Genomic DNA, 13,867 nt, shown 5'->3' with positions numbered 1-13,867 from the left:
CATTAATTAGTTAAATGGCTTTAATTTAAGAACATGTACATGAACATGAACAATTTCCTGAAACTGATACAGAAACAGAATCTGTTGATGGTAATTCTTTAGCTTTTAAAGAAGAAAAAGCTACGAATCCACCCTTCAATTTTCCTAATTGATTTTCTTCTAATTTGGAAAGTTCTTTTGCAAGTTGTTCTAACGTTTTTTTAGATTTCATTTTAATTAAATGATTTGGTTATGACCTACTCATTGCTGGCTTTTCGGTTTCCGCCATTATAATCTATGTTTATTCTGATTATTCGAAGTGTTACGTTTTTTCTTTGATGATTTATTCTTGGAGTTAATAGTATAGCTTAGCCATAATACAATACTTCTTGTGTTCTTTTTCTGATAGAAATCAAAGTATGAATCTTGAAACTCGGATTCATTTCTAACTCTAATTGAATTCAAAATATCAGTAAGATAGAGCCTTGTATTAAGCTTATTATTAAGAAAAGATTTCTTGATAATAAGATTTAAAGAGTAGTTTTCAGCATTAAAATAAGTTCCGCTTAAAAAGGGGGACATATAATTTCCAAAAAGATCAATAGACATTGTTTTATTCAATGAAAAGCCATTGTACATATAGAAAAATGCTGTAGCTTGATTGAGATTTTGATTAACTATTTTTCTTTCGAAAAGTTCTCCTATCAGTTTTATTTTCCACCACTCCGTAATTTTTTTGTTGTAGTTATATTCTACACCGTACTGCTGGGTAGTCCCATTATTCACATTTTGATGAACAGCAATATCGTTTTCCATACTCCACAACCCTGTAATTACATCTTTCTTGTGATTAAAGTAAAAAGATAAATTATGATTTCTTTTCGAGACAGTAAACTCATACTTATCTAGCAATTCAGGTGTTAAGTTAGGATTTCCAATATCATATCTATAATCATTAATCTTGTTCACGTTATTATTTAATATTCTAAAGGAAGGTCTTGTCAACCTTTTAGAATAACTCAATGAAATAGATATGTCGTTCTTTAGCTTGCTAGAATAATATATAGAAGGAAGCCATGTCAAATAACTACCATTTACCTTTGAACTATTGGTCAGATCATTGTTTTCAAATTGTGTATGTTCACCTCGTAATCCAATTTTTATATAATTCTCATCTAAAGCATAACCAATAGAAGTATATGCAGAGTTTATATATTCTTTATTTTTAGAATGGTTAGTTCTTTCATTAGGCACAAATTGTCCATCAATAACAGTCTTGGAATCTAAAACATTATCTCTTAAAGTCGAAAGATGTTTTATACCTACTAAAAGGTTTAATCCGCTTATAAACTTTTTATTCAAATCAGATTGAATGGAATACATTTCAGTTAAATTATTGGACTTATTCAAATCTTCCACACCATCATATTCAGGCGAGTCATACTCCGATGAATTAAATAAATCATTATTATATGTATGATTTATATAATCACCAACGAATGTAACTTTGCTTCCCAAGGTGTCTAACTTGAAACTATAGTTCAATATGAAATCTACCATCTGAGTCGAAATATCATAAGTAGAATAGGTTTTCCCTTCCACTTTTGGAATATTATTAACATCAGAAATTAAAAGATTATTGTTATTATTTAGTCCTAAATTATCATCCTTAATATAAAATTCTAAACCAGCTTCTTGTTTAGGTGAAATTTTAAAAATTGTACCAAGTCTGCTATTAACATTATTATTAATCTTATGATCATAATAACCTTCAGTAGTTTGATTTTCTAAAGACTCTTTAATCAAAAAGTTAGATTTATAATCTTCTTTACCTAATTCATTTACTAGTCCTAGTGTAAAATAAAACTGCCATTTACTTTTTGCATAATTAAATGACATAGAGTTATTTAAATCATACAAATTATTAAAATATGTACTATAATAAGTTTTCAGGTTTAGATTATAACCAGCACTTTCTTTTTTCAATACTATATTAATAACACTACCAGTTATATCCCCATCGTTTTCTGCCGAATTATTCGTTTGGATCTCAATCCTATCTATATCCTTCGTCAATAGACTATTTAAATAATCGCTTAAAGCATCTCCTTTTAAGTTTAATCTTCGACCATTTATAAGAATAGTTGCAGCTTCTTGCCTTAATAAGATTTGATTGTTATGATTTACCCATATCATAGGTACTTTCTGTAACATCTCAATAGATGAACTTTCTTTTTCTAAAGGAGAATCACTCACATGGAAAATAAATTTATCTTCTTTTTTCTCAAAAATATTCTGATCTCTTACAACTACTTCCTTCAATTTTTGATCAAAAGACAATACTACCTCTCCAAGGTTGTGCGTATTACCAACTTTCATGGTCTTTGTAAGGTAACCTACTGAACTTACCTGTAAAATTACATTCGGTAGATTACTTGATACTTTAAAAAAACCAGTAGAATCAGAAAATGTTCCATTTATAATTGAACTATCTGACTCATTTAACAATACAATATTGGCATATTCAACAGGAGCATTTTCTACATTTACTACCTTCCCATCAAACGTGGATTGAGCGTATAAAAAATTCGTTGTTATTGAAGTAAATAATATAAATTGAATTATTTTAAACATTAGTTAGCTGTTTACTAAATATCCCTTTTCATTATCACGGAATATTTATATTTCGATAGTTAGTTTATTTTTAAATAGAATAGCTTTTGCTATTTACCTTAGAAATTTATAAAATCTACTTCAAGTATAATATTGGTTTTACATACTAAGAGCAATTATAAAACGAATTTCAAATTTCATTAAAAAATAGCCTTAATACTCCTACTGTTTTAGTTATTTAAGTTTAAACATGAATTGAATTGATTATATACTTTTCTTTGGTGTTCGCTATTTAGACCTACTTACTATCTTTTTGCCACCACCAACAATATATTATTTAACTTTTATTAAAAATATAAAGTCAGTCAACTCAATATGAACTACTTTTTTTTCTTCACACTAATCAAATACACCCCAATAAAAATAAAAGCAGCTGCAATCACTTGCATTGCCTTTATTGACTCATCTAAAACTAATACAGCCACAATTGTTGTAACCATAGGTTGAAAATAAATATAAAAACTAGCTGTTGATGCATTTACTACTCGCATTGCCAAAGCATAAAATAAATAAGCGAGGAAAGATGTACACACCACCACGTAAGAGATTGCTATCCAAATAGATGCTGGAATAGCTTCCCAATCTGTAGCTTGCACGTCTGACCATGTGGCTACAGCTACAAAAGGTGTAGCCATGACAAATACCCATTTCATTACTGTAAATGGATGATATTTTATCAAAAGAGGTTTCGAAACCACCAAATAAACACTATAAAATGCGGCATTGACAAAAACCATAAAGTCACCTTTCATAGACCCTGAATGAAAAGCCACTCCGTTAAGTCCTATCATCATAATTGCACCTATAAAACCCATTGCTATCCCTGTTATTTTCAAGGGAGTCACTTTCTCTTTTAAGAAAATAAAAGACAGTGTAAGCACTATTACGGGAGAAGAAACTACAATAATAGAAGCATTGATGGGACTTGTCTGAGATAGTCCATCGAAGAATAATAATTGATTAATACAGGCTCCAAAAATAGCTGCGGCTAAAAACCGAGGTAGATCTTTCTTATCCTTGATTTTTTCTTTTACAGTAAATTGATGTAAGAGCGTAAAAAGAATTGCTCCACCTGTTATTCTTAAAAAAATAAAGGCGTAAGGGGTGATGTAAGCAGGCATTGCCAGCTTAGAAATCACAAAATTGCATCCATAAATTACAGACGCACCCATCAAGAAGAGGTGAGCATGAAGTTTTGTTAGTTTAGTCATTTTAGTCTTCCAATTCTGCGATTGGCTCAAATTTGTCGAAAACAAAAGCAGTATGAGGAGCGTCTTTCATTTCTGGTGTCAGGTCTTGCCCTGCCCAGTGCTGATAGTGCTTTCCATCTCTCCACAACCTTGATTTGGTCATATCATAGATTTTCCCTTCAAAAGCTACCCAGATCTCCTCTTTGTCCTGACCGTTTCTCAACGCTAACTGTTGTTTTGTATATTTTTCCATAAGGATAAAAATAATGGCTTTGTTAAATCGAATATAACAAAGCCATTGTGAAAAAGTTTATGTCATTTGAATTAAATCGGCACATTTACGTGACGCTCAGCATGGTATGATGAACGTACTAATGGGCTCGACTCAACGTATTTGATACCTCTTTTTAAACCTTCTTCTCTGTACATCTCAAACTTGTCTGGGTGGATGTACTCAATTACCTCATGGTGCATTTTAGTAGGCTGTAAGTATTGACCTAAAGTCATTACATGCAAGCCTCTTTCTGCAAGGTCGTCCATGATTCTGAATACCATCTCGTCTGTTTCTCCTAAACCAAGCATGATACCTGTTTTAGCACGACGGCCAGCATCCACAATTCTTTTGATATGCTCTAAAGAACGATCGTATTTTGCTTGAGGACGAACGGCTCTGTAAAGTTCTTTCACTGTTTCCATATTGTGTGAAATCACTTCCTGACCACCTTCCATCATTCTATACAACGCATCCCAGTTTTTTCTTGTATCAGGGATTAGCGTTTCAATAGTTGTTTCCGGATTGAGCTTCTTCGTTTCTACTACAGTTTGGTACCAAATTTCAGCACCTCTGTCCTTTAGCTCATCTCTGTTTACAGAAGTAATTACGGCATGCTTTACCTGCATTTTGTGGATTGCATCCGCAACACGTTTGGGCTCTTCTGCATCGTATTCGGTTGGTCTACCTGTTGCTACTGCACAGAAAGAACATCCACGAGTACATATATTTCCTAAAATCATGAAAGTAGCTGTACCTTCACCCCAGCATTCCCCCATGTTCGGGCAGTTACCGCTTTGGCAAATAGTATTCAACTTATGCTGATCTACCAATTTACGCACTTTAGCATATTCCTTCCCGATAGGTAGTTTTACACGCAACCAATCCGGCCTACGTTGAGGCTTTTCTTTTTTCTCCGAAGAGATTACTGGTAGTTCTATCATTTAATTTCTCGTTTTCGTTTTCGATTACAAGAATAACTCATAATCAAGGACAAAGTTACAAACTTGTTTCAGAATTATGAAATCATGTCACTAATTCAATATATTTCCTCTTTTTGGAGGTCGAATTGTTAATTTTGACTGAAAAAGCTGTTTGTTTTCCCTATTTCTTTTGATAAGAATCTGCTAAATGTTTGTTTTGCCAAATATTGTGATTACACACAAAATATATTTGATCATAAAAAAATCAATCACGATGGAAAATTCAACACAACAAGCAGGACGTCCAAAGCAAAATATAACGATATATACAGAAGCGAACCCTAACCCGAATTCCATGAAATTCATGTTGAGTTTTATGTTATTGAAAGGTGGTGAGAGCTATGATTTCCCAAGCATCGAAGAAGCAGAGGTTTCTCCTTTAGCAAAAGAGCTTTTCGAAAAGTTTGAGGAAGTAGAGCGTATCTTCTATATGAGTAATTTTATCACAATTACAAAAAAGGAGGGAAGTACAGACTGGATCGAAATCATTCCTAAGTTCAAAGAGTTCTTATTGGAGTATTTCGAAGCTGAAAAGCCAATCTTCGAGAATATTGATGAGACTATCGTAGAAAAGGCCGAGTCTGAAGCCATCAAAAAAATCAGAGGTGTTTTAGATGAGTACATCAAGCCAGCCGTTGAAATGGATGGTGGTGCTATCAAATTCCACTCTTTTGATGAAGAAACTGGAATCGTAAAAGTATTACTTCAAGGTGCATGTTCTGGTTGCCCTTCTTCTACTTTCACACTTAAAATGAGCATTGAGAACTTACTGAAAAGAATGGTTCCTCAAGTGAAAGAAGTAGTAGCGGAAGGCGTTTAATACAACAGCACTTTTTGAATAAAAAATTAAGAGTTAAGGATGAAGAACTAAAATAACTGTTCTTTATCCTTAACTCTTTTTTATGGTATTGACCCCTGTTATTTTTCTATAGATAATCCATATTTAATTTCGCTCTTAGATCAATCAAAGAAATAATGGAAACTAGAAATATCGTATTTATTGCAAAAAGTTTAGATGGTTACATCGCTGGCCCAGAAGGAGAGCTAGATTGGCTAAACAGTGTACCCAATCCTAACCATGAAGATGTTGGGCTCCATCCTTTAATGGAAAGAATTGATGGTTTGATCATGGGACGAAATACATTTACAATGGTTTGTAATATGGGAGGTGAATGGCCTTACCAGAAACCTGTATTTGTTTTATCCAATACTTTAAAAGAGGTTCCTGAAGAATTCGAAGACAAGGCAATTATCGTCAACGGTCCTTTGCATGAGTTAATCAACGACCTTCATGCTGAGGGATTTTATCAATTGTATATTGATGGAGGTGTTACGGTACAGAACTTCTTGAAAGAAGATTTAATTGACGAGATGATTATTTCAACTATACCTATTTTATTGGGTGGTGGTACTCCTCTTTTTGGAAGCCTTCCAAAGTCGATGATGTTTGATCATGTTGAGTCAAAAGTACTGCTGAATCAAATTACTCAAGATACTTATTTTAGAAATAGAAGTTAAATACTATTTATCTCATCACTTCCACAAATTGAATTAGATAAATAGTATTTAGAAATCAGGAGATTTCTGATGATCTGTAGGACACGAATGACGCTGGCGCTTAACATTCGCACCAGTGGTTCTACTACTTTTCCCTAGCGCAAGAGTTAAGCGATAGCGTCTCTTGTGTTTGGAAGGTCTTTAGAAGTCTTTGACTTCTAGCAAATAGTATATTCTGTCCTAATCATTAATTCTTCAATCAAAGTGCTGTTCACTAGATTAATATTACTTTTCCAAAAGGTGATCATTAATCAAAATAAAATCAGCTCTATCTTTAGGTTTGTCATTTTCAAAATGAAGATGTTGTGCAGGAAAATAAGTAGTATCATATTCTTCCTTTAAAGCCTCTTCTGATAAACCTTCTTGATTCCTTACCAAAGCACGCTCAAAGGCGGTTTCAAAACTACATTCTACCCAAATTCTATAATCAAAATCAAACTGTTCTTGAAAAAGGAAAATACCTTCTACTAATATGATCTCTACATCATTGATATCGTAATGAAAGTCTATCAGTTCTTCACTGTGATCTGGAGCTGAATGCTGAGCGATAAAATCAATTTTACCATCTGATTTTAATGGTTTAATCAATTTCTCGTTCATCTCTTCAAAACGGAAAGACTTTTTATAAAAATGCTCGGCAGGTTTTTCCTTAGAAAAACGACGAGAAGGAGGTTCCAGCCATCCATCAATACCAATCAACTCACATTTTACACTTCTTGAAGTTAATCCATCAAATATTTTTTGACCAATGTAGCCTTTTCCTGATCCATCAATTCCTGATATTCCTACCATCAGAGGTTGATGATATTTTGCTTTTTGTTGAAGTGTATAGAATAGGTTATTCATTATGTATTTTTTTATAAATGTAAAAAGGTTGGCCTGTATAATACAAACCAACCTTTCCTTTAAATGCTATATTAAGAATTAATACTTCGTAGGCATTAAGTCTTCGTATGCTTTACCTTTCGCTTTCTTACCTCCAACAATTGTCATTTCATCAACAATGTTTTTAGCACCATATACTTTGTCAATTGTCCAAAGTACATAACGTACGTCCACGTTGATACAACGCTGTAATTCTGGTTCGAATGCGATGTCACCGCTCATTGCTTCCCAGTTTCCATCAAAAGCTAAACCGATTAATTCACCGTTGCCGTTGATTACTGGAGAACCTGAGTTACCACCTGTAATATCATTATTAGTGATGAAAGCAATACGCAACTCACCATTTTGATCTGCATATCTGCCAAAGTCTCTCTTCACTACTTTCTCCTTGATTTCTTTTGGTAAAACAAACTCATGGTTTTTAGGATCTTCTTTCTCCAATAAACCTTTTGAAGTAGTATAGTAAGAATAGAACATTGCGTCACCTGGAATATAATCTTTTACAGTACCATAAGTCAAACGCATTGTTGAGTTGGCATTTGGATAGTATGATTTATCTGGATTCATTTCACGAATACCTTTCACATATAATCTGTTACCATCTTCTACTTTCATTTCAGCTTCTTGCTCACCTTTCGCTACTGATAAGTAAGACTGGAAGAATTCGTTGTGCAACTGTGTCAACATATCCTCTTCATAAACAGAAGCAGAAGGGTTGCTGATAAATGCTTCCAAACGACCTTGATCCGTAAATACTGAAGTTGTGAATGCTTTTTCCACATATGCTTCATAATCTCCGCTGAACTCTCTTTCAATTAATTCATATACTGAAGGAACTGGAAGATTTTTGTTTTCAGGACGACCTAAAACTTCTTTATACTTCTTCAATAACACTACTGCCAATTCTTTATCTGTAGCGTAGTCATAGTTTTTAAAGAAACCTTTTGCCTGCTCTAAAGCAGTTTCTTTAGCATCTTTGATCACTGTCTCTGATACTTCTTCTGCAGAAACCTCACCTACAAAACGAGCTGCTTTTCTTGCTTGCATCACCGCTTCAATACGGAAACCACCTTGCGTTAAAAGAACCATTGCTACACGGCCGTCTCTTTTACCGTCATAACCTTCTTTCAACATATCAGTCACAGTACCATATTCTTTCTTACGGTTGGCATCTTTTGCAATCCAAGCATTAAATTGACTTTCTTCTGCTTGTTTTTTCTCGATGACGTGTTGACGCTTCAGACCTTTTGTCTGACCGATAAAGTATTTCCAATAGTTAGCCGTACTAGCATATTTTGATGCATACTGTAATCTTACTTTCGGATCTGCATCCATGTGCTTTCTCCAAGTTTTCAAGATTGCATCACGCATTTCAACAAACAATGGGTTAAATACCTCAATTTGTTGTTTTACACCTTCAGAAGTTAAATAACGATCTGTAGACCCAGGATAACCCATGATCATTGCAAAGTCGTCTTTCTGAACACCATTGATAGAAACTGGTAAGTGATGTTTTGGTGTGTAAGGGATGTTATCCTTAGAGTATTTTGCTGGCTTGTTATCTTTGCTAGCGTATACACGGAAGATAGAGAAGTCACCTGTGTGTCTTGGCCACATCCAGTTATCTGTATCACCACCAAATTTACCAACAGCCTCAGGAGGGTTACCTACTAAACGGATATCATCATAACGCTCATAAACGAACATGTAGAACTCGTTTCCTTCAAAGAAAGATTTCACAACAACCTCATAGCTGTCGTTGTTTAATTCACCTTCTTTTTCTGCTTTGATACCTGCCATTACTTCCTGTGCCTTTTTAGCTCTTTCAGCACCAGTAAGACCTTTTAATTCTTTATTCACTTTTTCAGAAACATCATCCATACGCTGTAAGAAACGTACAAACAATCCTTCGATTGGCTTTTCTTCATCGTGACTTTTGGCAAAAAATCCATTCGTCAAGTAATCATTTTCTACAGTACTTACCGATTGAATTCCACCATATCCACAGTGATGGTTTGTAAAAATTAAACCTTTGTCAGATACGATTTCACCTGTACAGAATCCGCCGAAGTGAACGATTGCATCTTTAAGAGAGCTATTATTGACACTATAGATCTCTTCAGCTGTAAGCTTAAGACCTTCTTTTTTCATGTCTGTGTAATTCAGACGTGACACAAACATTGGCAACCACATTCCTTCATCTAGTTGCTTTTTTGGACCTAAATCAGAGGCAATTACCTGTGATGACAACATCAAAACAAGTAAAACTTGAATCCATTTTTTCATTATTCTCGTATGGTTAGTAAATATTCTTAATTATTCTATTGCAATTCTACCAAAATCATTTAACAAATCACATTAGGACCAAGATTTGCATTAAGATTATATACTCTTAATCTCTTAGTTTAAGATAGATTAACTTAAATTTTTAAAAGCATACGTTCTTACGCATGCTCCCGTAGAACTTGTATAATAAATACTTGTCTTTTGTTATGACGAAAATAATCAAATACTTATTATCCTCTGTCGTCTTTTTTATCTTCTTATCCTCAAATAGTTTTGCTCAAAATTTTAATACTTATTTTGCAGACGGAAAAGCAGCTTTTGACCAAAAAAATTATAATAAAGCAATTCAAAAATTCCAAACTGCTAGAAGTGTAGGGAAGGAAACAATAGGTGAGACGCACCCTGACTATATTCTTAACATTGAGTTTCTTGCCAAATCTTATGAAGCACAAAAAGATCTGGGCAACGCCAACATTTACTATACTTCTCTTGAAAAATTATTAGTAAAGTCTGGCAATGCAGTCTCTAATAAAATGGGTGATACTCAAGAAATTATTGCTGACAATAGCCTGGTAATGAAAAACTTTCCTCAAGCTGACGTGTACTATCAAAAGGCATTGACAACTAGAGAGAAAACAAGTGGAAAAACATCTAAAGCCTATGCTACCACATATCACAAGTATGCAAGATTGTACTTGAGAGGTCGTAAATACAAGGAAGCCGAAACAATGTACAGAAACCTTGAAGACCTTGCTGAAAAAACAATGAAAGGCTCTGATGAATATGCCCAAATTCTTTCAGAACAAGCTGAGGTATTCATGGGACTCAAAAGAGTTGATGAGGCAACAATTCAGCTTAGCATGTCCATTGTTGCTTATGAAAAAACAAAAGCTCCTAAGTCAACTTATGTACAGCTTTATCTTCAAGAAGCTTCTTTGTTAGAAAAAACAGGGCAGAGAGATGCTGCAATCAAATCGTATTACAAGTATGTAGATAATTTAGCAAAAGCAATCACAATCCAAAATCCTAAATACATTACTGAGGTTGAACGTTTGGCTATTCATTTGGATGAGAAATTAAGTGCTCCTGAAGATGCTTATAATTTCATCAAGAAAAAGCTTGATGCTAACATCGCGACACATACTGAAAACAGTACCCAAGTCGCTGCAACTTATATTGAATTAGCTGAAATTGAAATTACTCAAAATAATGTTCCTTTAGCTGAACAGTATTCTAAAAAGGCCCTTGAAACGTATCAAAAGTTAGGAAAGGAAAAATCACCTGAAGGCATCATCGCTACTATTACTTTGGCAAGAGTAAACAGTAAGCAAAAGAAAGATACAGAAGCTGAAAAGCTTTATAAGAAAGCCATTGCTGATGCTGAACAGAATTTATCTGACAAACATTCCAGTTATGGTCAAGCCCTAGATAGTTTGGCCTTCTTCTATATTGAGAGAAAAAGATTTGAGGATGCTGAGCAGGAAATCCAAAAAGGACTTGATACCAGAGAAAAAAATATGGGTAAACAGCATATTGACTATGGTAATTCTCTATATAGTTTATCAAGACTTTATTCTTCTCAAGACAGTTTAGTGAAAGCTGAAAAAGCATTGAAAAGTGTAGCTAAAGTAAGAGAAGGGTATTATGGAGCCTTAACCTTAGAGCATGTTACATGTATAAAAGAACTAGGTGATCTTTATGCTAAAATGGGAGAGGAGAAAAAAGTTGTAGCTCTGAAAACTTACCGCAGAGCAATTTCTCTTTATGAAGGCATTGGCATGAAAGACAGCCCTGTTGTTAGAGAAATTTATTCAAAAATTGATGTGATCAATGCTCAATAAATAAATTTGATGAAATAAAAAATGCTTCAATTAATGATTAATTGAAGCATTTTTTATTTCATCTAAATCAATTTTAGATGAATGCTTATCACAATCCATATTCAAGAAATTTAAAAAGGTCCCTCTTAATAATTGGAGTTCTTTAATTTTCTCATCCAATTCCTTTACTTTTTTCAGAATAAATTCTTCGTGAAACCCCTGATCGTATTCTTCATTCTCAATAACTGACAACACATACTTACACTCTTTCAAAGTCAAACCAAATTTCTTCATGGTAAGAATCATCTGTATTCTTTCTACATTTTCATTTGCGTAATCTTTATAGTTATTATACTCTGATGGTCGTGTGATATTTATAAGCATTTCCATCTGCTCATATAAACGTATAGTATCTCTCGACACTCCAGTTTTCTCTGCTAACTGACCTACTCTCATATTTTTTGAAAAAAAAGTTAGAAAAAGATTTGACCATTGACCATAGTCCACGGTTTATATTTGCATAAACTTAATTAATAATACTATGGAAATCAAAAAAGTCATTCTAACAATCATCTTCTTAGTACAAGGGGCTATGTATTCTTCATTCGGTCAAAACATCGACCCTCTAAAATCTGAAGTAAAATTTTCCATCGACAACTTCAAGATCAAAACAGTAACAGGTTCTTTTAAAGGCCTCACGGGTGAGATCTCTTTTGATGAACAAAAACTTGGAAATGCATCAATGAACGTCTGTATTCCTGCAACGTCTATCAATACTGAAAATAAAAAAAGGGATGAACATCTAAGAACAGAAGACTTCTTTGATGTAGAAACCTATCCTCTGATTTGTTTTGAGTCGAAGAAAATTGAGAAAAAAGAAGAAGGATACATTGTCACTGGAAACCTTACATTACATGGAATAACAAAAGAAATCACAATTCCATTTAATTATGATCACCAAGTATTCAAAGGTGAAACTTCGATCAATAGAATCGATTATAAAGTAGGAGGGAACAGTACTTTCACTGTGGGCAATGAGGTGAGATTATCTATTACATGTAAACTTGAAGAGTAAAACAATGCAGAAAACAGCTTTAATAACAGGAGCTACAGACGGAATAGGAAAAGCTACTGCAATCTTGTTAGCACAACATGGATACATTATTCATGTATTAGGTACAAACTCAAATAAAGGTGAAGTTGTATTAAAAGAACTTAGAAACATTAGTGGGGAAAAAGAACATCAATTATTTATATGTGATTTATCCTCAATTAAAGCTGTAAATCAGTTTTTAGACCAATACCTACTACAATTCCCTTCCTTGGATGTACTCATTTTAAATGCTGGTATACAACCCAAAGAAGCATTACTATCAATTGATGGTATAGATAAGTCTTTTACTACAGGTTATATTTCAAGGTATCTTTTTTCTGTGAGGTTAAATCCATTGCTTCAAAAATCACCTATCAAAAAAGTCATTCATATCAATGGATCAATAATAGGTAAGATAAAATATCAACAACTTGACAACCCCCAATATAGTATGATTACAAAGGTGTGGCAAAACTCAATAGGAAGTGCTTTATTGGTTTACAATTGGAAAATGATTTCTCATACAGATGTCTCTCATTTCCATTGGAATCCTGGTATTGTCAATACACAAACTGTACAGAAGGAAGGACTTATTGTGCGTTTACTTTCGAAATTAATGGGTATGATTTCTCCAAAGGAAGCAGGTCAGCAAATCGTGAACCTGATATTATCAGATCACACTATGCATCAATTTTATGTCAAAGGGAAAGGAAAGTCTGTCAATTCAAAAATCAAGAAAGGAGATGTATTGTTAGATGAATTATTACAATACTCTCAGTCTTTTACAGGAATAAAAATCAGTTGAAAATAAAAAGGGTCAGTTAAATAAATAACTGACCCTTTTTATATGGTTACTGTAAAGTCCTAAAATAACGATACACTAAAACAATCGTTATTATGGAAGACAATAAAAGTCAATATGTTAAAAGAACTCAGAAAGATTATTCAATGTCCTTAAAACTTCAAATTGTCTCAGAAGTTGAAAGTGGTCAATTAAGTTTAAAAGGTGCTACACGTAAATATGGAATACAGGGAGATAGAACAGTAAAGGTTTGGTTACAAAAATATGGTAACTTTGACTGGAACCATAAAGTCAGTGCCATGAAAAAGAAAACACCTGAACAAGAACT

Annotated in this window: 13 protein-coding genes and 1 pseudogene; 6 read left to right on the top strand and 8 right to left on the bottom strand. The window is 33.5% G+C overall.

Going from position 1 to position 13,867, the window contains the following annotated elements:
* Positions 1-25: 25 nt before the first annotated feature.
* The 5 genes from AVL50_RS25325 to lipA form a co-directional block, all read right to left on the bottom strand.
* Positions 26-211 carry a hypothetical protein gene (locus tag AVL50_RS25325; protein ID WP_062619685.1) on the bottom strand — a complete coding sequence of 62 codons (186 nt, stop codon included), beginning with the start codon at positions 209-211 and terminating at the stop codon, positions 26-28.
* A gap of 56 nt (positions 212-267) precedes the next feature.
* A complete protein-coding gene (locus AVL50_RS25320; RefSeq protein ID WP_062619683.1) occupies positions 268-2,613 on the bottom strand; it encodes an outer membrane beta-barrel family protein in 2,346 nt (781 codons plus the stop codon).
* A 359-nt stretch (positions 2,614-2,972) separates the two neighbouring features.
* Positions 2,973-3,863 carry a DMT family transporter gene (locus AVL50_RS25315; protein ID WP_062619682.1) on the bottom strand — a complete coding sequence of 297 codons (891 nt, stop codon included), beginning with the start codon at positions 3,861-3,863 and terminating at the stop codon, positions 2,973-2,975.
* A gap of 1 nt (position 3,864) precedes the next feature.
* Complete coding sequence (locus tag AVL50_RS25310) at positions 3,865-4,095, bottom strand: cytochrome b5 domain-containing protein (protein WP_062619681.1); 231 nt, start codon at positions 4,093-4,095, stop codon at positions 3,865-3,867.
* 71 nt (positions 4,096-4,166) lie between these two features.
* A complete protein-coding gene (lipA, locus tag AVL50_RS25305) occupies positions 4,167-5,057 on the bottom strand; it encodes a lipoyl synthase (protein WP_044207577.1) in 891 nt (296 codons plus the stop codon).
* Between the two features lie 253 nt (positions 5,058-5,310).
* Here lipA and AVL50_RS25300 point away from each other — a divergent pair, with 253 nt between their 5' ends.
* Positions 5,311-5,916 (top strand): NifU family protein, encoded by a 606-nt coding sequence (locus AVL50_RS25300; protein WP_062620029.1) that lies wholly within the window; start codon positions 5,311-5,313, stop codon positions 5,914-5,916.
* Between the two features lie 155 nt (positions 5,917-6,071).
* The gene (locus AVL50_RS25295; RefSeq protein WP_062619680.1) at positions 6,072-6,614 is read left to right on the top strand and encodes a dihydrofolate reductase family protein; all 543 of its coding nucleotides are present in this window, start codon (positions 6,072-6,074) and stop codon (positions 6,612-6,614) included.
* A 264-nt stretch (positions 6,615-6,878) separates the two neighbouring features.
* Here the strand turns inward: AVL50_RS25295 and AVL50_RS25290 are convergent, their stop codons facing one another.
* The gene (locus AVL50_RS25290; protein ID WP_062619679.1) at positions 6,879-7,499 is read right to left on the bottom strand and encodes a hypothetical protein; all 621 of its coding nucleotides are present in this window, start codon (positions 7,497-7,499) and stop codon (positions 6,879-6,881) included.
* A 78-nt stretch (positions 7,500-7,577) separates the two neighbouring features.
* Complete coding sequence (locus AVL50_RS25285; RefSeq protein ID WP_063850917.1) at positions 7,578-9,824, bottom strand: S46 family peptidase; 2,247 nt, start codon at positions 9,822-9,824, stop codon at positions 7,578-7,580.
* Positions 9,825-10,030: 206 nt separating this feature from the next.
* Between AVL50_RS25285 and AVL50_RS25280 the strand changes: the two genes are divergently transcribed.
* A complete protein-coding gene (locus AVL50_RS25280; RefSeq protein WP_062619675.1) occupies positions 10,031-11,665 on the top strand; it encodes a tetratricopeptide repeat protein in 1,635 nt (544 codons plus the stop codon).
* Between the two features lie 30 nt (positions 11,666-11,695).
* Here the strand turns inward: AVL50_RS25280 and AVL50_RS25275 are convergent, their stop codons facing one another.
* Positions 11,696-12,100 (bottom strand): MerR family transcriptional regulator, encoded by a 405-nt coding sequence (locus AVL50_RS25275; RefSeq protein WP_062619672.1) that lies wholly within the window; start codon positions 12,098-12,100, stop codon positions 11,696-11,698.
* 85 nt (positions 12,101-12,185) lie between these two features.
* Between AVL50_RS25275 and AVL50_RS25270 the strand changes: the two genes are divergently transcribed.
* From AVL50_RS25270 to AVL50_RS25260, 3 genes and pseudogenes are all read left to right on the top strand, one after another.
* A complete protein-coding gene (locus AVL50_RS25270) occupies positions 12,186-12,719 on the top strand; it encodes a YceI family protein (RefSeq protein WP_062619670.1) in 534 nt (177 codons plus the stop codon).
* Positions 12,720-12,723: 4 nt separating this feature from the next.
* Entirely contained in the window at positions 12,724-13,542 is an 819-nt protein-coding gene (locus AVL50_RS25265; RefSeq protein WP_062619668.1) for an SDR family NAD(P)-dependent oxidoreductase, read from the top strand.
* Between the two features lie 92 nt (positions 13,543-13,634).
* Positions 13,635-13,867, top strand: a pseudogene (locus AVL50_RS25260) (helix-turn-helix domain-containing protein); the annotation flags it as partial.

The sequence above is a fragment of the Flammeovirga sp. SJP92 genome (assembly GCF_001583495.1).
Lineage (GTDB): Bacteria > Bacteroidota > Bacteroidia > Cytophagales > Flammeovirgaceae > Flammeovirga.
The sequence above is the reverse complement of the archived record's forward strand: the minus strand, read 5'-3'. Positions and strand labels throughout refer to the sequence as shown.